Source organism: Leuconostoc fallax, assembly GCF_004354645.1.
In the GTDB taxonomy this organism is placed as follows: Bacteria; Bacillota; Bacilli; order Lactobacillales; family Lactobacillaceae; genus Leuconostoc_B; species Leuconostoc_B fallax.
In genome coordinates this window covers 2501-24938 of the sequence record NZ_PUFI01000016.1, presented here as the reverse complement: position 1 = coordinate 24938, position 22438 = coordinate 2501, and the positions used below count along the sequence as shown (strand labels likewise).

Genomic DNA, 22438 nt, shown 5'->3' with positions numbered 1-22438 from the left:
GTAGCTTGATTTCCGTTATAATATATCAATAAGCAAAAGGAGAAAATTTATGGGCCAAGATTTACAAGCATCTGCTATTCAAAAGTTAGCAGAACATGACGTTCGCATGGAAGATATTGCATTTGGTACAAAAGAATTTTTAACAAATAAGTACCATGATGCTATTAATGACACACAGTTAGAACAAGCTGTGGCACATGTATTACATAAAGATGAAGTAGCAGATATTATTCTAACGGCATTATATTTAGATGAACAGGCAGCAATTATGCCTGATACACAACCACTTAAGGCGCGTCTACGACGTGATGCTAATGGACACAATGTTGATGAGATTTTGGCAATTGGTATCACGCAACAATTCTCAGCTGCTGCAACGGTTCATTACGGTTTATTAGATGATTTGAAGCCAGGGTTGATTGGTGAGATTAACGATAAGACAGACAGCATTAATGTTTATTTGGATGATATATTGGCTGCTTTAATTGCGAGTGCGGCAATGGTATATCTTGAACTAGGCGGCGGAAATACTTATTAATTTTATTTGGGGGAATCATGTTAGAAATCAAAGCAGTTACTAAAAAATTTGGTAACGATATAGCTGTTGATCATTTAAATATGGTACTAGAGCCAGGGCGTGTGATGGGGTTAATTGGTCAAAATGGTGCCGGAAAAACAACAACTTTTCGGATGATTTTGGATTTTATTCAACCTACATCTGGCAGTATTTTATGGAATAATCAACCGATTGACTTGAAAGCTAAGCAACGCATTGGCTTTTTACCTGAAGAACGTGGTCTATATCAAAAAATTACCGTTGAAGAACAAATTTTATATTTCGCTGAATTACATGGCATGCGACGTTCAGATGCTCGTCAAGCACTCATGGAATGGATGAAACGTCTTGATGTTGTTGGTAAAGTGACGGACAAGGTACAAAAGTTATCCAAAGGTAATGCACAAAAAGTGCAATTAATTGCCAGTGTTATTTTTCAGCCGGAATTTGTTATTTTAGATGAACCTTTTTCTGGTTTGGATCCAGTGAATATGAGTATCATGATGTCTGAAATTCAACGTTTACGTGATCAAGGCGCTATGATTATATTTTCTAGTCATGACATGAACAATGTGTCGCATATTTCAGATGATCTAACGATGTTGAAAAAAGGCAAGACGGTATTGCAAGGCGGACTTAAAGAAATCCGGGAACGATACGGTCGAACAAAACTATACATTGAATCACCGTTGACAATGTCACAATTGCGATCAATTCCGGGTGTTACTCAAGTAACAGCGCAAGAAAACGGCTTATTGGTTGAACTTGCTGATGAAAATGTGGGTAAAGTGATTTTTGAAAAAGCCACAGCCAATGGTTATATTCCGGCCTTTTCACAGCAACCACCGACACTTGATGATATTTTCCGTATGGAGGTGGCTGCTGATGTTTAAACCAATTATTTTAGTTGCTAAACAGACTTATCGTTCCCATATTAAGACCAGAGGCTTTTGGTTAATGGTTTTGTCACCATTACTTATGGCTGCTGTATTTATTGGTATTGCCTATGCTGTTGTGAGTATGCAAAGTAATACAACACCCAATCTTGCTGTTGTTGATAGTCCAGATATTTCGCGTATTTTAAAAGCTGATAAGCAAACACTTAAAGTGAATATTAGTGATATTAAGAATGAAGATGATGCTAAAAAAGCATTAAAATCACAAAAAATTGATGGTGCGTTATTAATCACTCATTCAGGCTATCAATTATTGACGCAACCTAAGAGTGAGCAAATTGATACTCAAGTATTGAGTGCGATTTTGAAAAATCAGCAAGTTCAATTAAAAGCACGCAATTTAGGGTTGAATGCTGCTCAAACTGCTGATCTTTTACGTCCAGTTGAAATCAAAACGCAGGTATATCAACCAGGTAAGACATCGGGTAACAATGAAGGTGCTAACTATGGCTTGTCCGTTGGTATTGGCATTGTAACAATGACATTAGTAATGATGTATGTGTCGATGATGGCACAAGAAATTGCTAACGAAAAGAGTTCGCGTATTATGGAAATATTGTTAGCTGCTACAAGTCCAGCGGCACAGTATTTTGGTAAAATACTGGGTATATTTGCACTTGTATTAACGCAAGTGGTCATTTATGTTGTGAGTGGTACAGCTGCGATTCAGGTGCTGAGCGATAATGATATTGTCAAGATGCTACAAAAAACATTAGATGGCGTTACGGTACCATTTGTGAGCTACGCAGTTGTATTTATTTTAAGTGCAGTTTTGCTTTATTTGATTTTAACAGCAATTATTGCAGCTTTAATTAACGATCAATCTCAAGTGCAACAAGCGATTCAACCGATGACGTATTTAGCAATGTTTGGTTATCTTGTGTCATTCTTTTTGACAGCAATGCCAAATAATTTGTTTATCCAGATATCGAGTTTTGTACCATTTGTTGCCCAAAGCACAATGCCAACACGTTTGGCGCTGTCCCAAGTAGATTGGTTGGGTGCAATGATGAGTTTATTGTTGACTTTTGTGGCTATTATCGTACTAGGGTATTTTGGTTTACGCGTATATGCACGAAACGTCTTGTCGTATAGTGATGAAAATATTTTGAAGCAATTGGTCAATAATTTAAAAAAATAGTCCTTTCATTTCTAAAAAAACACGTGCAATGACGTGTTTTTTTTGATAAAATGGATTGAATATTGTTTAAATTTAAGGAGATGACACAATGTCAGGACACAGTAAATGGCATAACATCCAGGGCCGTAAGAATGCCCAAGATGCTAAGCGTGGAAAGATTTTCCAAAAGCTAGCGCACGATTTGTATGTTGCTGCAAAGGCTGGCGGTGCAGATCCAGAAATGAACGCTTCACTTCGTTTAGTTGTTGATAAGGCTAAAGCAGCTAACATGCCTAAAGACAACATTCAGCGTGCTTTAGATAAAGCATCTGGTGCTGGTGGCGCAAAGTTTGAAGAAGTGACATATGAAGGTTATGGACCAGCTGGAGTCGCGGTTTTGGTAGAAGCATCTACTGATAATATTAATCGTACAGTTTCTACAGTTCGTAATTCATTCAAGCATTATGGTGGTTCTTTAGGTACCTCTGGTTCAGTTGCCTTTCAGTTTGACCGTAAGGGTTACTTAGCAATTGATCGTACAGCGTTCCCAGAGCTAGATGAAGATACTATTTTAGAGGCGGCATTAGAAGCAGGTGCAGAAGATGTCCAAACTTCAGATGAAGCATTTGAAATTTATACAGAACCTGGAGATTTCCAATCGATAGAATCTGCTTTGACCGAAGCTGGTTATAGTTTTGAAGAATCAGAAGTGACAATGATTGCACAAAATCCGATGACGGATTTGTCAGATGATGATCAAGAGAAACTTGATAAGTTGGTCGACGAATTAGAAGACAATGAAGACGTATTGGCTGTCTACACAACAGCTGATTAATTGCTAATAAAACAGTATTGATGGTGACATCAATGCTGTTTTGTTTATACAAAAGTATATTTGTTATAATGATGATATATGGTTCAGTTAAGTGATAGTATAACGGCATTAGATGGTGTTGGACCCAAACGGGAAGCTGCCTTTAATGCCCTAAATATTTTTACAATTGAAGATTTGGTCAGCTATTATCCCTATCGATATGATGATTTGGGAGCGCGTTTACCTAGTGAAACGCTGGATGGTGAAAAGGCAACCTTTAAGGGTGTTGTTAGTGCGCCGCCGGTTTTAAGTCGCTATGGGTACAAAAAAACACGTTTACTCTTCCGTTTATTGGTTGAACATGACAATATTGGTGTGAGTTTTTTTAATCAGCCTTGGTTAGCAAAACAAATCGATATTGGTCAGGAAGTAGCGGTTTATGGTACTTACGATCGTAATCGGCAGACATTAAATGGTATTAAAATGATTTCTGCTAGTACGGATGAATTGGCGCCAATTTATCCAGCTTCTAAACAGATTAATGCTAAAACAATTCGACATTTGATTGAAGTAGCTTGGGCGGACGTGAGAGAGCATATCCCGTCATTAGTACCGCAACCAATCCGAAAAAAATACCATTTATTAACACGTCAAAAGCAAATTGAAGAGATGCATTTTCCAAAGGATGCAGATTGGGCAAAAGCAGCCCGTCGCAGTGCAGCGTTTGAAGAGTTTTACCTTTTTCAAATGCGTTTACAACTTTTAAAGATAGCAGATCAACAATTTTCTGGTGAAAGTATTGATTACGATGTTGTAGCACTCAAAGCATTTACCCAGAAATTACCCTTCACATTGACAGCAGCACAGCAAAAGGTTAGTCGAGAAATTTTGCAAGATCAGAAGCGACCGATACATATGAATCGATTACTTCAAGGTGACGTGGGATCAGGTAAAACAATCGTCGCAGCATTAGCCATGTATGCAGTTGTCACCGCTGGAAGACAAGCGGCCATGATGGCGCCAACTGAAATATTAGCGCGGCAACATGCGATTAACTTGGCCAATCTATTTGAACAAGTTGGCCTTTCGGTTCGCGTTGAATTACTTACTAGTGGCATGAGAGTCGCTGCCCGGCGACATTTGCTTGAAGATCTTGTGAATGGTGATATTGATATATTGGTTGGTACGCATGCTTTGTTACAGCCCGATGTCTTGTTTCATCATCTATCATTGGCAGTGATTGATGAACAGCACCGCTTTGGGGTATCCCAACGTGCCAAACTACGTGAAAATGGTATGAATCCGGACATTTTAGCTATGACGGCAACGCCGATTCCACGGACGCTATCGATTACAGCGTATGGTGAAATGGATGTGTCAATTATCGATCAGTTACCGAATGGGCGTAAACCAATCGAGACCAAACGCTTATCGCACAATCAACTAGATCAAGCTATTGCATTTGTGAAAGAACAAGTTGCCTCGGGTGCACAAGCCTATATCGTGACCCCACTTATTGAAGAATCAGAGGCGCTAGATGTTCAAAATGCGCAAGCTATGTATGAGTCATTGCAGTTGTCATTACCACAATTTAAAATTGGTTTATTACATGGACGCTTAAGTAACGATGAAAAAGCTGAAATGATGGCTAATTTTCAAAAAAACACATTGCAGATTTTAGTCGCGACGACGGTTATTGAAGTCGGTGTAGATGTGCCGAATGCAACAGTTATGGTAATATTAGATGCAGATCGATTTGGTTTGGCGCAACTACACCAATTAAGAGGTCGTGTTGGTCGAGGTAAGCGACAATCTTATACAATATTGGTTGCCGATCCAAAAACGGATTATGGTCAGCAACGTTTAGATGCAATGGTGGCCACAACTGATGGGTTTGTTCTAGCACAAAAAGATCTTGAATTGCGTGGACCTGGTGATATTTTGGGTGTTAAGCAATCGGGTGTGCCAGAATTCATGGTTGGTGATCCAATTAAAGATTTGACCATGATGGAGATTGCGCAACAAGAAGCCATTGCAACGGTTGATACACCAAAATGGGATGCGCAAATGGATAACCAGGCACTAGTTGATTATTTGTCGCGTACAATGGCAAACTATCGTTACTTTGACTAGGTGGATTGGTGAATATAAATTAATTGAGGACTTATAATGAAAATAGCAGTTGATGCAATGGGTGGCGACTTTGCCCCACAAGAAATTGTCAAGGGAATTGAGTTAGCGCGTGATCGTTACGAAGATATTGAATTTTACCTTTTTGGTACTGAATCAAAAGTAAAACCCTTAGTTAAAAACTGGGAGCGTATGACTTTAGTTGCGACAACTGAAGTTATTGAAATGGGTGATGAACCCGTTAAAGCAATGCGACGTAAAAAAGATTCATCACTAGTGCGTGCTGCTAATGCTGTTAAATCAGGTGAAGCAGATGCATTATTTAGCGCAGGTAATACGGGTGCGTTGCTATCAAGCGCTATTTTTATTGTTGGGCGTATTAAGGGCGTGGATCGACCAGCACTAGCAACGGCATTGCCTAGTTTTGATGGACCTAATGATCAGTTTGTCTTTATGGATTTGGGTGCCAATGCTGAAAATAAGCCCGTTCATCTTTACCAATATGGTATTTTAGGTAGCTTTTACGCGACACATGTTCTAGGATTTGATAATCCGCGTGTTCGCTTATTAAATAATGGCGCAGAAGAAGACAAGGGGGATGAGACGCATAAAGTTGCGCATCAATTAATGAAATCAACTGCTGCTTTTAATTTCTTAGGTAATATTGAGTCAAGAGAATTATTAGAAGGTACCGCTGATGTCGTTGTTGCGGATGGCTTTTCTGGAAATGCTGCGCTAAAAGCGACAGAAGGTACCGCTTTAATGTTATTAAAGCAAATGAAAAAAGCTATTTTGAATTCTGGCTTAAAAGGCAAAATAGGCGGTGCATTGTTGAAACCAGCCTTTAAAGAAATCCAGAAAAAATTGGACTACAATGAAGCCGGCGGAGCAATTATTTTAGGTGTTAAGGCGCCTGTCGTGAAGACACATGGTTCTGCAAAAGCTAGTGCTGTCGCCAATACTATGGGACAAATTCGAATTATGATTGAGCACAACCTGATTCCTGACATTCAAGATTATGTGTCAAAGCATCATGACGATTTACAATCAGTGAAAGCTGATCTTCAAAATGAGTCAGAAAGTAAATAATTAATAATATGATTTTGGGAGATGAATCATGGCAATGAATAAAGACGAAATTTATAATATGATGGCTGACGAAATTTCAAAACGTTTTAATCTAAAACGCGAAAGTATCACGCCCAACTTGAATTTTTTAACGGATGTTGATGCTGATTCCATCGACTTTGTTGAATTAATTTTAGAGCTAGAGGATATGTTTAATGTTGAAATTCCGGATGAAGATGCCGAAAATTTAATTACATTACAACAAACTGTCGAGTATATTGCGGCACATCAAGAATAATCAAGACAAAAATCAGCTTCGGCTGTTTTTTATTTAGCAAATTATTCATATAAATTTGGTATAATTAACAAAGTACAAAATTAAAAATACGGGAGTTTAATGTGTCAGTAGACAGTTTTAAACAATATTTAAATCAAACTTTTGCCATTTCATTTGATAATGAAACGTTGTTATTAGAGGCATTAACACAGCGTAACTACTTGAATGAACATCCAGATGAAACAGGTCGAGATTATCAAAGATTAGAATTTCTTGGCGATGCAGTCATGCAGGAAACCGTCGCTGAATACTTATTCAGACGTTATCCAAAATGGCATGAAGGCCAATTGACTGAAATGCGTATTGCAATGGTGCAGACGCGTTCATTTGCTCACTTTGCCCGTCAAGTCCGCTTAAATGAAGCGATACGACTTGGTAAAGGTGAAGAGATGAATGGTGCGCGAGACCGAGATTCCTTATTGGAAGATATTTGGGAAGCTTTTATTGGGGCACTTTATCTAGATCAAGGTGCTGATACTGTAAAGCGTTTTTTGGATGCGACTTTATTTGCAGCAGTTGATACGGACTTTTTTGATCACTTTATTGATTTTAAAAGCCGATTGCAAGAAAAATTACAGGCTAATGGTCCTGTAGATATTGACTATAATACAATTAGTGAAACGATTTTGGCGGACAACTCAACTTGTTTTGAGGCAAGTGTATCACTTGATGACCGTGAATTAGCACGTGGCACAGGTAAGTCAATTAAAGATGCCGAGAAAGCTGCGGCTAGAAAAGCTTTAAATTCTTTGGAAGATGATACAACCGAATGAAACTTAAAACGCTAGAAATTAGTGGCTTCAAGTCGTTTGCTGATAAAACAACAATTGAATTTATGCCTGGTATGACAGGCATTGTTGGCCCTAATGGTTCTGGTAAGTCCAATATCATTGAAGCGATAAGATGGGTAATGGGCGAACAACGTGCCAAGGATTTACGCGGTACGAAAATGAGTGATGTTATTTTTGGTGGTACACATATTCGGCATGGATTGAATCGTGCTGAAGTATCCATGACTTTTGATAACGATGACCAGTATTTGAATACGTTATTTAGCGAAGTGACAATTACACGGAAATTATATCGCTCAGGGGAAAGCGTTTATCAGATTAATGGGGTTGATAGCCGTTTACGTGATGTTCAAGATCTCTTTACAGACACTGGTTTAGGTAAGGAAAGTTTTTCCATTATCAGCCAAGGACGTGTAGAGAGTATTTTTAATGCTAAGCCTGAGGAACGTCGTGCCATTATAGAAGAAGTGGCAGGTGTTCATAAATATAAGCAAAATAAAGATAAAGCACAACGCGAACTAGAACAAACGAATGATAATTTGTCTCGTGTGGGTGATATTATCTATGAAATTGAACAACGCTTAGACGGGTTGGCGCAGCAAAGTGCACAAGCAACAGATTATTTATCTCAAAAAGAACGTTATGAATTATTAGATCAATCTCGTTTAGCGTTATTAATTCAACAGTTAAATGATAAGCAGGTGACAACTGAACGAGCTTTGGCAGATCAGCAGACACAAGTTAAGTCAGCAAAGCAAGCAGCAGACGATTTAGAAACCAGATTAGCAGATCAGCGTCAAGAGCAAGCTGATTTGAGTCAACAACAAGAACAGGCGCAACAGCAGGTTGTGACTTTAATACAAAAAAAAGAACAACTCATTGGCGCACAAAATTTAAAACAACAGCAATATCAAAATTTAACGAGTGAACTGCATGATACGCAATCTCGTTTAGAAAAGCTAACTGAAACACTAGATGCCAATGCCATATATTTGGAAACATTAGAGCAGCGCAAATTAACTGCAGATCAAAAGTATCAAGAATTGTCACAAACAGTCTCTCAATTAGATCAACAAGCTAGTGAAAACCAGCAAGAAACTTTGCAAGCCAAAATTAACAGTAATCGGGCAGCTTATATTGAAATTATGCAAGCGATTGCTGGGGCACATAATAACAGCCAAACGACGCAAAAAGAAATAAAACGTCTAGAGCAACGCCAAAAAACGTTAGTCGTTAAATATGAGCAAGTACAACATGATTTAGTTGAACATCAGCAAGCATTAAAGACTTATCAAGCTGAACATGGTGAGCTGATTGATATGCAACAATTAACAACAACTGTTACGAAGCATGATCAATTATTAAAGCAACAGCAAAAAGATTATCATGAGCAAGAGCAGGTTTGGTATCAGACATTAAAAACAGTCAGTCGGGTTAAGACAGATCTTCAAGCTAGAACAGCATTGGATGAATACGCTGGCTTTTATCAAGGTGTTCGAACGCTAATGCAGGATAATGTTCGGCAACAATTCAAGGGCATTAAAGGTGTCATTGCAGACTTGATAACGGTTCCAGCTGACTATGCCTATGCAATTGAAATCACTTTAGGTGGTACTTTACAGCACGTGGTGGTTGATTATATTACAACAGCTAAACATGCTATTAAGTATTTATCGCAACATAAGGCTGGCCGTGTAACATTGCTACCAATAGAAGCTATTAAATCACGTCACATTGATACTAGTATGGTAGAACATCTGGAGGGATTTGTTGGTCTTGCTGCAGATCTTGTCAAGATGCCAAAAGATATGACGGCAATTAAATATAATATTTTGGGGACAACGGTCATTGCAAAAGACCTTGAATCAGCGACACAGATTGCCAAAGCAGCTCAATATCATTTTCGAGTAGTTAGCTTGGATGGGCAAATTGTTAATGCCGGCGGTTCTTTGACGGGTGGTATGCAACATAAACAAAGCCATACATTGTTGAGCCGGCAACAAGCTCTCTCAGAATTAGAGAATAAGCTAACTGAATTAAAACATACAGCAGATACTCAAGAAAAAAAATTACAAAATCAGCGTGATTTAATCACAGTAACAACACAAGATTTAGATACTGCACAGCAAGCATTACAAGCAGCAAAATCACAATCAAATCAAACTGATTATGAACTGGAAAAATATCAGAGTATCGTTACTGAACATGAACGACAACTTAAGGCATTAGAATATGAACAATCTGATTTGATACAACTGTTGGCTGAAAGACAGCAAGAATATGATACGTCTCAGAGTGAACTGCAACAGTTATCTAAGAAACAGGCTGAGACAGAATTAGCTTATAATGAATTAACACAGCAATCTACGCAATTATCTGAAAATTATCATTCAACACAAGAAAAGCGTGTGACGGCTCGTTCTGAATGGACAAAGTATCAAGCCCAATCACAAAATCTTTCAGAGCAAACTGCGCAGTTAGTGCAACAACAAGTGCAGCAACAAGCAGAAAAAGAGCGTTTGCAAGTACATATTGATACATTGCAAAATAATATGCGTATTTTAACTGAAACCTTAACTGAGGATAAGGTTTCAACGATTAGTCATGAATTACAGACACTGCAAGGTAAGCAAAAAAGATTGCAAGCGACAACAGCGACGTTAGCAGTAACGATACAAAAGATTGAACAGCAGTTAATGATTGCACGAGGCAACGTCAGATTAGCAACAGAAGAACAAGGCGCTATCTTGACGCGACAAGCGAGTTTACAGACTAAAATAGAGCATTTTGAGCAACAACTAATGGCCGAGTATAATGTTAAATACACCCAAGTACCAATTGAGCGGGTCACACAGACTATTTCAGATATTGAAGAACAGCTGACGCTTTTGAAAAAGAGCATTAATGAACTAGGTCATGTTAATATTGGTGCGATTGAAGAGTATGAGCAGGTTAAGCAACGTTATGATTTCTTAACACAACAGCGTGATGACTTGAATACTGCCAAAGATAATTTAATGCAAACCATTGAAGAAATGGACGATGAGGTACAAACGCGTTTCAAAACAACCTTTGATGCTGTTTCCCATCATTTTTCTAAAATATTTTCGCAAATGTTTGGTGGTGGTCGTGCAGAAATTCAGTTAACAGATGCTAAACATTTATTGACAACAGGAATTGATATTATTGCACAGCCACCAGGGAAAAAATTCCAGCAGATGAGCTTGTTGTCCGGTGGTGAAAAAGCACTCACTGCTATCACTTTGTTATTTGCTATTCTGCATGTTCGTCCTGTTCCCTTTGTCGTTTTGGATGAGGCGGAGGCAGCTTTGGATGAAGCAAATGTTGCACGTTTTTCACGTTATTTGCATGATTTTGGTGGACATACCCAATTTATTGTCATTACACACCGTAAAGGGACAATGATGCAGGCTAATCTTTTGTATGGTGTGACAATGCAAGAGGCGGGAGTTTCCAAGATGGTAGCTATTGATTTAGATCACATTGATGCCAGTTAAAGGAGTGAACAATGGGATTATTTGATATTTTTCGTAAAAAGAAAACGGACGAAAAAAATGAAGCAACACAAGATAATTTAGAACAGGCTGATAAGCAGCAGAATGTTCAGGAGCAAGCACCAATAACCGATGACACTGATGTATCAGAAGTTACTGATGGGACAGATATCGTTAGCACAACGTCTGAGGAAGAGACAGTCGATGACACTGTAGTATCAGATGACACCGCAACATCAGATGAAAATATAACAAACGAAACAGTAGTGGCTGATGAAACTATTGCTACTACTGCGCCAACGATTGATACCGATGACGCTGATGTGTCAGAAGTTGCTGACAAGGCAGATATTGTTAGCACAACTTCTGATGATGAAGCGCACACATCAACCGATGAGCAAGCTCTTTATAATAAAGGATTAACGAAGAGCCGTGGTGGATTTGCGGAACGGTTTAATCGTTTTTTGGCCAATTTTAGAACAGTTGATGAAGATTTTTTTGACGATTTAGAAGAAACGTTAATTGGTTCTGATGTTGGTTTTGATATGGTGATTCGAATTAGTGATGAGCTTCGTGAAGAAGTGAAGCTTAAGAATGCTAAGCGTAAAGAAGATGTTAGTGATGTTATCATTAAGAAATTAGTTGATATCTACGAAGAAGAAGGTAGTGGCGAAGATAACCAAATGCATTTTGCCCCTACTGGTCAGCCAACAATCATTATGTTTGTTGGCGTTAATGGTGTTGGTAAAACAACAACGATCGGTAAATTAGCAAGTCAGTATCAAAAGGCTGGCAAGCGGGTTTTGTTAGCTGCAGCGGATACATTTAGAGCTGGCGCAACAAAGCAGTTGCAGGAGTGGGGAGCCATTGCGCAAGTACCAGTTGTCGCTGGTAAGGATAAATCTGATCCGGCGAGTGTGGTTTTTGAAGCCGTGAAAAGAGCACGGGATGAAGCGTACGATGTCCTCTTTATTGATACAGCCGGTCGTTTACAGAATAATTTTAACTTAATGCAAGAATTAGAGAAGATGAAGCGCGTTGTTCAGCGTGAAATCCCTGATGCACCGCATGAAGTTTTACTGGTACTGGACGCAACGACTGGACAAAATGCTATTCAACAGGCAAAATTATTCAAGGATTCAACTGATGTCACGGGCATTGTATTAACGAAAATGGACGGTACAGCCAAGGGTGGTATTGTATTTGCTATTCGTAGTGAAATGCATTTACCTGTTAAATGGATTGGCTTTGGTGAAAAAGCAACTGATTTGAGAGTATTTAAACCAGAAGAATTTGTATATGGTCTCTTCAAGGATTTGGTCGAATCATAATTATGGATATTACAAAGAAAAATGATGTCAATGCGCTGTTAGATTTTTATGGTGGCCTACTGACGTTAAAGCAACGTCGGTATTTGGTTGCTTACTTTGCAGACGATCTTTCCATTGTTGAAATTGCTGAAAATGAGCAAGTGAGTCGCCAAGCAGTTTCAGACAATATTCATCGTGGCGTGGATTTACTAAAGCATTATGAAACTATTTTGCATTTGCAACGAGATTACGTGGCACGACGTGGTATGGAACATCAGTTAGAACATTGGATTGACGCGCATTATAATGATGATGCCACACTAAAACAACGATTAAATATGTTAATTAATTATGAAGAGACGGATTAAATGCAATCGGTCTTAACTATAGCATGTCATAAATTTGGAGATAAAAATGGCCTTTGAAAATTTAACCGAACGCCTAAGTAAGGCAATGAAAAATCTGACAGGCCGTGGCCGTGTCAGTGAAGAAGATTTACATGCAACTATGCGTGAAATCCGTTTAGCATTATTGGAAGCTGATGTTAATTATGGTACAGTTAAGCGTTTTGTTGCTAATGTGCGTGGTAAAGCCAGTGGCGCAGACATTCTTGAAGGGCTGGATGCACCACAACAAGTTGTTAAGATTGTTAATGAAGAATTAACCAAGATGATGGGGGATGAAGCTGTTCCCTTGAACAAATCACCACAAATTCCAACGATTATTATGATGGCTGGGCTACAAGGTGCAGGTAAGACAACAACAGTTGCTAAATTAGCCTACAAGTTGAAGCAGGAAAATAAAGCTCGACCTTTGTTAATTGCGGCGGATATTTATCGTCCTGCCGCTATTGACCAATTGGAAATTCTGGGAAAAGATTTGGATATTCCGGTATTTAGCTTGGGGACGGATACTGATCCACGCGATATTGTTAGAGCTGGTTTAGAGGAGGCCAAGCAACATCGTAATGATTATGTCTTTATCGATACGGCTGGTCGTTTGCAAATTGATGAAGTTTTGATGCAAGAATTAAAGGATATTGCAGAGATTGCACATCCTGATGAGATTCTGTTAACGGTTGATGCTATGACAGGTCAAAATGCGACTGAAACGGCTAAGGGATTCTCAGAATCACTTGATCTAACAGGTGTCGTTTTGACGAAATTAGATGGTGATACACGTGGTGGTGCAGCACTCTCAATTCGTGACGTTACCGGTAAACCCATTAAGTTTGTCGGACAAGGAGAAAAGCCAACTGATTTAGATGTCTTTTATCCAGATCGTATGGCTAGCCGTATCCTCGGTATGGGGGATATGTTAACGCTGATTGAAAAAGCGCAAAAGGATTTTGATGAAGCAGCCGCCGAGAAACAACTCGAAAAGCTTCGTGAAAATACGTTTGACTTTAATGATTTCGTGGCACAACTCAAACAAGTCCAAAATATGGGGCCCATGGAAGATATCTTAAAGATGATTCCAGGGATGGCGAATAACCCAGCCCTAGCTAATCTCAATGTAGATGAGAAACAATTTATTCACTTAGAGGCTATTGTGCAATCAATGACACCAGCAGAACGTGAAGATCCAGATTTGATTAACCCATCTCGGAGAAGACGATTGGCTGCTGGTTCCGGTCGCCCCATTGTAGAAGTGAATCGCATGATTAAGCAATTTGACCAAATGCGAAAAATGATGGGTCAAGCGACTAATGGTAACTTTGGTGGTATGGAAAAGATGATGGGTGCTACTGGTATGGATATGAGTAGTATGATGAATGGCATGGGTGGCGGTGGTCTCCCTCAAGGTAATTTTGGACAAAAGGTTCAGAAGTTTGCCATGAAGCAAATGGCGCGTAAGTTACAAAAGGCCAAAAAGAAGCGTAAGCGTAAGTAATGATGAAACGTTTAGGTATTAGTTTATCCATGCTTGTTTTTATTGTTGTCTTATTATCTAATTTGTTGAATATGCATCATCATCAGCCTATAGATTATATTTGGGCTATTGCAGTAGCTGGATTACTTGGTGGTTTTATCTATTTATTGAGTTACTTATTGTTATGGTATTTTTTAAAAAACAATGTCAAGTGAAAAACCTTGACATTGTTTTTGATAAATGGCATACTGTAGTAGTTAAGTAATTTAGAGTTTAGCATAACTTAAAAAGTTTATTATTTGGAGGAATTTATTATGTCAGTAAAGATCCGTTTGAAGCGCATGGGTGCCAAGAAGCGTCCTTTCTACCGTGTTGTTGTTGCTGATTCACGTTCACCACGTGATGGCCGTTTTATCGAAATCGTGGGAACATACAACCCTGTTACACAACCATCAGAAATCAAGTTGGATGAAGAAAAGATTTTGTCATGGTTAGCTAATGGTGCACAACCATCAGATACAGTACGTAACTTGTTAAGTAATGCTGGTATTATTGCAAAGCATGCTGAAAGCAAGTCAGGTAAGAAAGCTGCTACAACAAAGACAGCTTCTGCAGCTAAGAAGCCAACAGAAAAGAATACTGTTGCTGAAATCAAAGCATATTTGGATGCACAAAGTATTGCATATCCTTCATCAGCAAAGAAGGCAGATTTGTTAGCATTGGTTTAATTCATTTTTTAGGTCATAACAAGTAGTCTTGTTATGACCTTTTCTTTTGACGATTAACCGACTGATTATGGCAACGTATATAAGGGAGTATCATGGAATATTATAAAGTTGGAACTATTGTGAATACGCATGGTATTCGTGGAGAAGTAAAGGTTGCTGCGATAACCGATTTTGCTGAACAGCGTTTTCAAAAGGGCAATACACTTTTTATTCAATTTAACGATGAAAAAATTCCTGTGGTTATTCAAAGTACCAGAGTTCATAAAGGTATGTATTTGTTGACTTTTGAAGCATTTAATAATATTAACGAAGTTGAGAAATATAAGCAGTCTGATTTACTAGTTAGTGCTGAACAAAGAGATACATTGACGGAAGGTCAATATTATTATGATCAAATTATTGGTAGCCAAGTTATCAACATGGCGCATGATGAAATTGGTACAGTAAAAGAAATTATGGTAACAGGTGCCAATGATGTCTGGGTCGTAGCAAGAGACAATAAAAAAGATGCCCTTTTGCCAGTTATTGATGATGTGATTAAAGCTGTTGATATTGAAAATCAAATTATCACGATTGATGAAATGGAAGGGTTATTGGACTAATGAGAATAGATGTTCTAAGCTTATTTCCTGATATGTTTTCACCAATGCGCCAATCCATCATTGGGAAAGCTATTGATCGTGGAGCATTGTCTTTTAATGTAACGGATTTCAGAGATTTTACGAATAATAAGCATAATAATGTTGACGACTATCCTTTTGGTGGTGGTGCAGGTATGCTATTAATGCCTCAGCCAATATTTGATGCTGTGGACCACATTAAAGAAGAGGCTGGAGATAAAGGACATGTTATTCTTTTGGATCCTGCTGGACGCAAATTCAATCATCAAGTAGCACAGGAATTATCTCATTATGATCATCTGACCTTTATTGCAGGACATTATGAAGGGTATGATGAGCGAATTCGTGAGTTAGTAGACGATGAAATTTCTTTGGGGGATTATGTATTAACTGGTGGTGAATTAGGTGCCATGGTCATTATTGATGCGACGGTCCGTTTCTTGCCTGATGTGTTAGGTAATCAAGTGAGTGCAGTCGATGATTCTTTTGAAAATGGTTTGTTAGAAAGCCCACAATACACCCGCCCAGCAAATTTTCGTGATCGAGAAGTGCCACCAGTATTGACCAGTGGTAATCACGCAGAAATAGCTAAGTGGCGTTTAAAAGAATCAATTCGTAGAACGTATCTAAGACGTCCAGATTTAATTCACAGTAAGCAATTGAATGATCAGGAAAAGATGTTTTTACAAGAAGTAATTGAAGAAGAAAAGAATAAAGACTAATTTTTAATTTAGCGTAATATGGCGAATCATTTGCGGATTAATTTGCCAAATGTGATGTGAATCATAAGATTTGACGATGAGATGATTGGTATGTGTTTGGTATATGACACCATGGTAGTTCATCACATACTCACTTATATTGTTTTGATTGAGTTGGATTATAATATTTTCACGAGAATTTATACCATATTCAAGGCGCGTAATAATCTCTTCCGCAGTTAACTGGCTTTGAATGGGATAGTGGTTGAATGGTCGTCTAGAAAATAACTTAGTAAAGTATTGATGTATGACTTGAAATGGATTATTTGGTTGACGGCGCATGATGAAATTCTGCATTTTTTAACCTCTCAATCTAACGGATCTTTCAAATGTAATCATACGAACAAATGTTCAAAAGCGCAAGGTCCAAAATTGTATTTAACATTTTCTTGAACATTTGTTCGTACATTGATTTGATTAATTTCAAAGAGACATCATGTTCAGTTTGAATAATTAGTAGTAACTTGGTATGATAAATTTATTGAATTCATAAAGAGGTTTGCATTGTGACGCAACGTGGTTTATTAATTGTATTATCCGGTCCCTCTGGTGTTGGTAAGGGAACAGTCCGTAAGGCGATTTTTGAAGAAGAAGGTGTAGACTTTCAGTATTCAATTTCAGCGACGACACGCCAACCCCGCCCAGGTGAAGTAGATGGGGTCGATTACTTTTTTATAAGTGAAGAAGAATTTAAGAACAAAATCAACAATGGTGATATGCTTGAGTATGCTCAGTATGTCAATAATTATTATGGTACACCCAAAAGCTTTATTGACCAGACGCTAGACAGTGGGCGTGATGTATTCTTAGAAATTGAAGTTCAAGGTGCATTGCAGGTTAAGTCAAAAATGCCAGAAGGTATTTATATCTTTTTGACACCACCTAATCTAACTAATCTTAGAGAACGTTTAGTGGGTCGTGGTACTGACTCACAAGAAGTAATCAACAAACGTGTTGATGCAGCGCGTGAAGAGCTCAAGATGATGATTAATTATGATTATGCTGTTGAAAATGATGAAGTCAGTAAGGCAGTAGAGCGTATCAAAGCTATTATTACAGCTGAGCGTTTACGTGTAGGCCGTGTTGTAGAAAAAACCTTTTAAGGAGAGAACAATGTTACTATATCCATCAGTTGACAAATTATTAGAAAAGGTTGATTCAAGATATAAGTTGATCGCTTTAGCAGCAAAGCGTGCGCGTGAACTTGATGCTGGCTTACCTGCAACAGAAGAGGTCTTTGAATCTAATAAGTCTGTCGGTAAAGCGCTTGAAGAAATTGAAGAAGGCAACGTCATTATCGATCCTGTTTTTGAAGATAAAGTTTAAGCCAATTATGAGCGCCTCAACAGGCGCTTTTCATTATATTAGGAGAATAAGATGATATATCCACAACTAGATGCTAAAAACTATACAGGACCAGTTGCAACAATTACAACGAATAAGGGTGATGTTCGCATCAAATTATTCGCTGATATTGCACCGAAGACTGTAGAAAATTTTATAACACACGCTAAAAATGGCTATTATAACAACGGTATTTTTCACCGTGTTATCAAAGATTTTATGATTCAAGGTGGTGATCCACTTGGTACTGGTATGGGTGGCGAGAGTATTTGGAACAACAGTTTTGAAGATGAATTTAGTGACCAACTATTTAATTTACGTGGTGCATTGTCAATGGCTAATGCTGGTCCCAATACGAATGGTAGTCAATTTTTCATTGTGCAGGCTGCTAATTTCCCCTCACAGATGGCAAGCGCATTGAAAAATGTACCTGCTGAAATTGCTGAAGCATATCGGAAAGATGGCGGAACACCTTGGCTTGATGGTAAACATACGGTGTTTGGGCAAGTTATTGAAGGATTAGACATTGTAGATGATATTGCTAAGGCAAAGGTGGACATGTACGATCGACCACGTCAGGACATTGTCGTTAAAACAATTACAATTGAAGCTTAGTGAAAAGCAGGCGTTATGCCTGCTTTTTTTGATATAATTTAAGATGTAGATATTGGAGGTGAGAAATGAATTATAAGATTGGCCAAAAATTACGAGGAAAAGTTACTGGTATTCAACCATACGGCGCTTTTGTAATGCTTAATAATCATCAACAAGGGTTGATTCATATATCGGAATGTAAATCTGGTGTTGTCAAAAACCTTGCTAATGAATTGGCAGTTGGTAAAGAAGTTGATGTGGTTGTATTAGATATAGAACAATACAATGGAAAAATCAGTTTGTCATTACGTCAGAGCCAAATGCAACGACACGATGATCAACTACCAGTTAAGTATCATAATATACGGAAGCGTTATTGGACGAATTATCATTTAGAATATGGTTTTACATCAATTGCAAATAAGCAAGGTGAATGGATCACTGAAGCTTTGGATAGAATTTAAATTAGATAGAAGGAAATTATGTCATTAGTAGCAGCAACAGCAATAGCCATCAAAGATAGTATGCCTTATTTCTTGGTTGAACCAATTGAAAATGGGTATCGTTTTTATACCACAAAGATGCATAAGCACAAGCAAGATACATCATTAGGTGCAGTTTTAAGAGGATTACAACAAGACGGCGATATTGATTTTGATAATTGGCGTTTAGGTGAACTTAGTACACTAGAAAGTGATCATGAGGGACCTATGTCTTTTTATTCATTTGAGGTTGAACCAGAAAATATGCATTTAATTACAACTGCTTTTCATGAAAAATTGAAGTTTGTACCAGCTAATAAGTTACATACATTACTAGAAACAGTACAAATGTCATCATTTATTGGTTTTGAAGAATAATAAATACACGAACAATAGAGTTATTGATGGTGTTTTTAAATGATAAAAGGCGATTGATGAGTAGCTAGTTAATTCGATTATCGAGTAAAAAAGAAAAGGGGGTAAAAAGGGCGAAAAAAGGGAAAAAAGGTGTTGACGGTAGCGCACAGGGTTGGTATAGTAATATATGTTGTTTGGCGGAAACGTCAAGCAGGCCAACGGATTGAGCGACTAGGGCGCACCAAGAAATGCAAAAACATTTCAAAAAGGTGTTGACAAGCGTTTGATTAGATGGTAAGATATAAAAGTTGTTTCGTAAGGAAACAACGACATCGCAAGATGTCAGGTAGCACATTGAAAACTGAACAAAACTTTGATAAACAAATGTGTCGGGTCACTATTTTACGAAATAGTGTAAAGAAACAATTTGCGAAGTCAATTCGTAACAAACAATAAACGGATACGCTATAGCAATATAGCAAGTCAGTTAACATTGAAGAGCAATCTTCAAACTTTTAAAATGAGAGTTTGATCCTGGCTCAGGATGAACGCTGGCGGCGTGCCTAATACATGCAAGTCGAACGCTAGTCGCGGACCTGATCACTTCGGTGAGACGTAAAGCATATGGCTAGAGTGGCGAACGGGTGAGTAACACGTGGACAACCTGCCTCTAAGCAGGGGATAACATTTGGAAACAGATGCTAATACCGTATAACAACGCATTTCGCATGAAGTGTGTTTAAAAGGGGCTTCGGCCTCACTTAGAGATGGATCCGCGGTGCATTAGTTAGTTGGTGAGGTAAAGGCTTACCAAGACGATGATGCATAGCCGAGTTGAGAGACTGATCGGCCACATTGGGACTGAGACACGGCCCAAACTCCTACGGGAGGCTGCAGTAGGGAATCTTCCACAATGGGCGCAAGCCTGATGGAGCAACGCCGCGTGTGTGATGAAGGCTTTCGGGTCGTAAAGCACTGTTGTATGGGAAGAATAGTTAATGTAGGAAATGATGTTAATGTGACGGTACCATACCAGAAAGGGACGGCTAAATACGTGCCAGCAGCCGCGGTAATACGTATGTCCCGAGCGTTATCCGGATTTATTGGGCGTAAAGCGAGCGCAGACGGTTCGTTAAGTCTGAAGTGAAAGCCCACAGCTCAACTGTGGAATGGCTTTGGAAACTGGCGAACTTGAGTGCAGTAGAGGCAAGTGGAACTCCATGTGTAGCGGTGGAATGCGTAGATATATGGAAGAACACCAGTGGCGAAGGCGGCTTGCTGGACTGTAACTGACGTTGAGGCTCGAAAGTGTGGGTAGCAAACAGGATTAGATACCCTGGTAGTCCACACCGTAAACGATGAGTGCTAGGTGTTAGGAGGTTTCCGCCTCTTAGTGCCGGAGCTAACGCATTAAGCACTCCGCCTGGGGAGTACGACCGCAAGGTTGAAACTCAAAGGAATTGACGGGGACCCGCACAAGCGGTGGAGCATGTGGTTTAATTCGAAGCAACGCGAAGAACCTTACCAGGTCTTGACATCCTTTGAAGATGTTAGAGATAATATTGTTCTCTTCGGAGACAAAGTGACAGGTGGTGCATGGTCGTCGTCAGCTCGTGTCGTGAGATGTTGGGTTAAGTCCCGCAACGAGCGCAACCCTTATGTTTAGTTGCCAGCATTTAGTTGGGCACTCTAGACAGACTGCCGGTGACAAACCGGAGGAAGGCGGGGATGACGTCAGATCATCATGCCCCTTATGACCTGGGCTACACACGTGCTACAATGGCGTATACAACGAGTTGCGAACCGGCGACGGTAAGCTAATCTCTTAAAGTACGTCTCAGTTCGGATTGTAGTCTGCAACTCGACTACATGAAGTCGGAATCGCTAGTAATCGCGGATCAGCATGCCGCGGTGAATACGTTCCCGGGTCTTGTACACACCGCCCGTCACACCATGAGAGTTTGTAACACCCAAAGCCGGTGGGCTAACCTTCGGGAGGTAGCCGTCTAAGGTGGGACAGATGATTAGGGTGAAGTCGTAACAAGGTAGCCGTAGGAGAACCTGCGGCTGGATCACCTCCTTTCTAAGGATAAACGGAAACCGACGCTGACTTAAATGTCAAATTTGTAATCAAAAGTTTTGTTTAGTTTTGAGTGTGGTACTTTTAAATAGGTATCATAGTCAAGAATGCCTATGGGGAATTAGCTCAGCTGGGAGAGCACCTGCTTTGCAAGCAGGGGGTCAGCGGTTCGATCCCGCTATTCTCCATAGCCGATGTCGTAAGATGTTGGCGTGATGAACATTGAAAACTGAATAGTAACAAATTCTTTTTTTGAAAGATATCGAAAGATATCAAAAAAATTGAACCGAGAAACAACATCAAGTTCTTTAATAAAGAACGGTTTAATCGCAGGTTGTGTTAAAGCAACCAACTCATAAACTGATCGATAGCACTGTGAGGTGTTATCCGGTTAAGTTAATAAGGGCGCATGGTGGATGCCTTGGCACTAGGAGCCGATGAAGGACGTGACTAACTACGATAAGCTTCGGGGAGCGGTAAGTACGCTATGATCCGGAGATTTCCGAATGGGGAAACCTAACATCTTAGGATGTTACTAATACATGAATACATAGTGTATTAGAGGAATACGCTGTGAACTGAAACATCTCATTAGCAGCAGGAGCAGAAAGAAAAATCGATTCCCATAGTAGCGGCGAGCGAAGTGGGAAGAGCCCAAACCAGCATGCTTGCATGTTGGGGTTGTAGGACTGTCGTTGAGTTACCAAGTAATGATATAGGTGAACAAGTTGGGAAGCTTGATCAAAGAGGGTGATAATCCCGTAACCGAAATATGATTACCTCTAGACAGGATCCTGAGTACGGCCGGACACGTGAAATCCGGTCGGAATCCGGGAGGACCATCTCCCAAGGCTAAATACTCCCTAGTGACCGATAGTGAACCAGTACCGTGAGGGAAAGGTGAAAAGCACCCCGGAAGGGGAGTGAAATAGTTCCTGAAACCATGACGCCTACAAGAAGTCAGAGCTCGTTAATGAGTGATGGCGTGCCTTTTGTAGAATGA

The 22438-nt window shown here is 39.3% G+C and carries 22 protein-coding genes, 1 tRNA gene and 2 rRNA genes (1 of these 25 only partly in view); 24 read left to right on the top strand and 1 reads right to left on the bottom strand.

The window, feature by feature from the left end; genetic code table 11:
- Positions 1-49 precede the first annotated feature (49 nt).
- From C5L23_RS08185 to trmD, 16 genes are all read left to right on the top strand, one after another.
- Positions 50-538: a phosphatidylglycerophosphatase A family protein gene (locus C5L23_RS08185; protein ID WP_010006660.1), complete on the top strand. Its 489-nt coding sequence runs from the start codon at positions 50-52 to the stop codon at positions 536-538.
- A gap of 17 nt (positions 539-555) precedes the next feature.
- Positions 556-1449, top strand: coding sequence for an ABC transporter ATP-binding protein (locus C5L23_RS08180; protein WP_010006659.1), 894 nt, complete (start codon positions 556-558; stop codon positions 1447-1449).
- Complete coding sequence (locus tag C5L23_RS08175; protein WP_010006658.1) at positions 1442-2653, top strand: ABC transporter permease; 1212 nt, start codon at positions 1442-1444, stop codon at positions 2651-2653. The genes C5L23_RS08180 and C5L23_RS08175 overlap by 8 nt, the downstream gene beginning before the upstream one ends.
- 88 nt (positions 2654-2741) lie before the next feature.
- Positions 2742-3467: a YebC/PmpR family DNA-binding transcriptional regulator gene (locus C5L23_RS08170; RefSeq protein WP_010006657.1), complete on the top strand. Its 726-nt coding sequence runs from the start codon at positions 2742-2744 to the stop codon at positions 3465-3467.
- A gap of 78 nt (positions 3468-3545) precedes the next feature.
- A complete protein-coding gene (gene recG, locus C5L23_RS08165; RefSeq protein ID WP_133264691.1) occupies positions 3546-5579 on the top strand; it encodes an ATP-dependent DNA helicase RecG in 2034 nt (677 codons plus the stop codon).
- A gap of 36 nt (positions 5580-5615) precedes the next feature.
- Positions 5616-6665 (top strand): phosphate acyltransferase PlsX, encoded by a 1050-nt coding sequence (plsX, locus tag C5L23_RS08160; RefSeq protein ID WP_010006656.1) that lies wholly within the window; start codon positions 5616-5618, stop codon positions 6663-6665.
- A gap of 28 nt (positions 6666-6693) precedes the next feature.
- A complete protein-coding gene (gene acpP / locus C5L23_RS08155) occupies positions 6694-6942 on the top strand; it encodes an acyl carrier protein (RefSeq protein ID WP_010006655.1) in 249 nt (82 codons plus the stop codon).
- A 101-nt stretch (positions 6943-7043) separates the two neighbouring features.
- Entirely contained in the window at positions 7044-7754 is a 711-nt protein-coding gene (gene rnc, locus C5L23_RS08150; protein ID WP_010006654.1) for a ribonuclease III, read from the top strand.
- On the top strand, positions 7751-11290 hold the full coding sequence (smc, locus tag C5L23_RS08145) for a chromosome segregation protein SMC (protein WP_133264689.1): 3540 nt from the start codon (positions 7751-7753) through the stop codon (positions 11288-11290). Before rnc ends, smc begins: the two co-directional genes overlap by 4 nt.
- A gap of 11 nt (positions 11291-11301) precedes the next feature.
- Positions 11302-12618 (top strand): signal recognition particle-docking protein FtsY, encoded by a 1317-nt coding sequence (gene ftsY / locus C5L23_RS08140; RefSeq protein WP_133264687.1) that lies wholly within the window; start codon positions 11302-11304, stop codon positions 12616-12618.
- A 2-nt stretch (positions 12619-12620) separates the two neighbouring features.
- Positions 12621-12965: a YlxM family DNA-binding protein gene (gene ylxM, locus C5L23_RS08135; RefSeq protein WP_010006650.1), complete on the top strand. Its 345-nt coding sequence runs from the start codon at positions 12621-12623 to the stop codon at positions 12963-12965.
- A 46-nt stretch (positions 12966-13011) separates the two neighbouring features.
- Positions 13012-14490: a signal recognition particle protein gene (ffh, locus tag C5L23_RS08130; RefSeq protein ID WP_010006649.1), complete on the top strand. Its 1479-nt coding sequence runs from the start codon at positions 13012-13014 to the stop codon at positions 14488-14490.
- On the top strand, positions 14490-14684 hold the full coding sequence (locus tag C5L23_RS08125; RefSeq protein ID WP_010006648.1) for a hypothetical protein: 195 nt from the start codon (positions 14490-14492) through the stop codon (positions 14682-14684). Before ffh ends, C5L23_RS08125 begins: the two co-directional genes overlap by 1 nt.
- 99 nt (positions 14685-14783) lie before the next feature.
- The gene (gene rpsP / locus C5L23_RS08120; RefSeq protein ID WP_010006647.1) at positions 14784-15197 is read left to right on the top strand and encodes a 30S ribosomal protein S16; all 414 of its coding nucleotides are present in this window, start codon (positions 14784-14786) and stop codon (positions 15195-15197) included.
- Positions 15198-15289: 92 nt separating this feature from the next.
- Complete coding sequence (gene rimM / locus C5L23_RS08115; protein WP_010006646.1) at positions 15290-15799, top strand: ribosome maturation factor RimM; 510 nt, start codon at positions 15290-15292, stop codon at positions 15797-15799.
- A complete protein-coding gene (gene trmD / locus C5L23_RS08110) occupies positions 15799-16539 on the top strand; it encodes a tRNA (guanosine(37)-N1)-methyltransferase TrmD (RefSeq protein ID WP_010006645.1) in 741 nt (246 codons plus the stop codon). The genes rimM and trmD overlap by 1 nt, the downstream gene beginning before the upstream one ends.
- Positions 16540-16542: 3 nt before the next feature.
- Here trmD and C5L23_RS08105 read toward each other — a convergent pair whose 3' ends face one another.
- Positions 16543-16875, bottom strand: coding sequence for a hypothetical protein (locus C5L23_RS08105; RefSeq protein WP_010006643.1), 333 nt, complete (start codon positions 16873-16875; stop codon positions 16543-16545).
- Between the two features lie 209 nt (positions 16876-17084).
- Here C5L23_RS08105 and gmk point away from each other — a divergent pair, with 209 nt between their 5' ends.
- From gmk to C5L23_RS08065, 8 genes are all read left to right on the top strand, one after another.
- On the top strand, positions 17085-17681 hold the full coding sequence (gene gmk / locus C5L23_RS08100) for a guanylate kinase (protein ID WP_010006642.1): 597 nt from the start codon (positions 17085-17087) through the stop codon (positions 17679-17681).
- Between the two features lie 10 nt (positions 17682-17691).
- Entirely contained in the window at positions 17692-17904 is a 213-nt protein-coding gene (gene rpoZ, locus C5L23_RS08095; RefSeq protein ID WP_010006641.1) for a DNA-directed RNA polymerase subunit omega, read from the top strand.
- 51 nt (positions 17905-17955) lie between these two features.
- On the top strand, positions 17956-18537 hold the full coding sequence (locus C5L23_RS08090; RefSeq protein WP_010006639.1) for a peptidylprolyl isomerase: 582 nt from the start codon (positions 17956-17958) through the stop codon (positions 18535-18537).
- A gap of 65 nt (positions 18538-18602) precedes the next feature.
- A complete protein-coding gene (locus C5L23_RS08085; RefSeq protein ID WP_010006637.1) occupies positions 18603-18980 on the top strand; it encodes a CvfD/Ygs/GSP13 family RNA-binding post-transcriptional regulator in 378 nt (125 codons plus the stop codon).
- Positions 18981-18998: 18 nt separating this feature from the next.
- Positions 18999-19376, top strand: a complete 378-nt coding sequence (locus C5L23_RS08080) for a hypothetical protein (RefSeq protein WP_010006635.1) — start codon at positions 18999-19001, stop codon at positions 19374-19376.
- A 495-nt stretch (positions 19377-19871) separates the two neighbouring features.
- A 16S ribosomal RNA gene (locus tag C5L23_RS08075) occupies positions 19872-21438 on the top strand.
- 112 nt (positions 21439-21550) lie between these two features.
- Positions 21551-21623 (top strand) — tRNA-Ala (locus C5L23_RS08070).
- 201 nt (positions 21624-21824) lie between these two features.
- Positions 21825-22438, top strand: a 23S ribosomal RNA gene (locus C5L23_RS08065); it runs 2295 nt beyond the window's last position.
- The 16S and 23S rRNA genes sit together here with 1 tRNA gene alongside, the layout of an rRNA operon.

Coding starts and splice junctions, on each gene's coding strand:
- C5L23_RS08185 (WP_010006660.1), top strand. CDS start 50: ATGGGCCAAGATTTACAAGCATCTGCTATTCAAAAGTTAGCAGAACAT.
- C5L23_RS08180 (WP_010006659.1), top strand. CDS start 556: ATGTTAGAAATCAAAGCAGTTACTAAAAAATTTGGTAACGATATAGCT.
- C5L23_RS08175 (WP_010006658.1), top strand. CDS start 1,442: ATGTTTAAACCAATTATTTTAGTTGCTAAACAGACTTATCGTTCCCAT.
- C5L23_RS08170 (WP_010006657.1), top strand. CDS start 2,742: ATGTCAGGACACAGTAAATGGCATAACATCCAGGGCCGTAAGAATGCC.
- recG (WP_133264691.1), top strand. CDS start 3,546: ATGGTTCAGTTAAGTGATAGTATAACGGCATTAGATGGTGTTGGACCC.
- plsX (WP_010006656.1), top strand. CDS start 5,616: ATGAAAATAGCAGTTGATGCAATGGGTGGCGACTTTGCCCCACAAGAA.
- acpP (WP_010006655.1), top strand. CDS start 6,694: ATGGCAATGAATAAAGACGAAATTTATAATATGATGGCTGACGAAATT.
- smc (WP_133264689.1), top strand. CDS start 7,751: ATGAAACTTAAAACGCTAGAAATTAGTGGCTTCAAGTCGTTTGCTGAT.
- ftsY (WP_133264687.1), top strand. CDS start 11,302: ATGGGATTATTTGATATTTTTCGTAAAAAGAAAACGGACGAAAAAAAT.
- ylxM (WP_010006650.1), top strand. CDS start 12,621: ATGGATATTACAAAGAAAAATGATGTCAATGCGCTGTTAGATTTTTAT.
- ffh (WP_010006649.1), top strand. CDS start 13,012: ATGGCCTTTGAAAATTTAACCGAACGCCTAAGTAAGGCAATGAAAAAT.
- C5L23_RS08125 (WP_010006648.1), top strand. CDS start 14,490: ATGATGAAACGTTTAGGTATTAGTTTATCCATGCTTGTTTTTATTGTT.
- rpsP (WP_010006647.1), top strand. CDS start 14,784: ATGTCAGTAAAGATCCGTTTGAAGCGCATGGGTGCCAAGAAGCGTCCT.
- rimM (WP_010006646.1), top strand. CDS start 15,290: ATGGAATATTATAAAGTTGGAACTATTGTGAATACGCATGGTATTCGT.
- trmD (WP_010006645.1), top strand. CDS start 15,799: ATGAGAATAGATGTTCTAAGCTTATTTCCTGATATGTTTTCACCAATG.
- C5L23_RS08105 (WP_010006643.1), bottom strand. CDS start 16,875: ATGCAGAATTTCATCATGCGCCGTCAACCAAATAATCCATTTCAAGTC.
- rpoZ (WP_010006641.1), top strand. CDS start 17,692: ATGTTACTATATCCATCAGTTGACAAATTATTAGAAAAGGTTGATTCA.
- C5L23_RS08090 (WP_010006639.1), top strand. CDS start 17,956: ATGATATATCCACAACTAGATGCTAAAAACTATACAGGACCAGTTGCA.
- C5L23_RS08085 (WP_010006637.1), top strand. CDS start 18,603: ATGAATTATAAGATTGGCCAAAAATTACGAGGAAAAGTTACTGGTATT.
- C5L23_RS08080 (WP_010006635.1), top strand. CDS start 18,999: ATGTCATTAGTAGCAGCAACAGCAATAGCCATCAAAGATAGTATGCCT.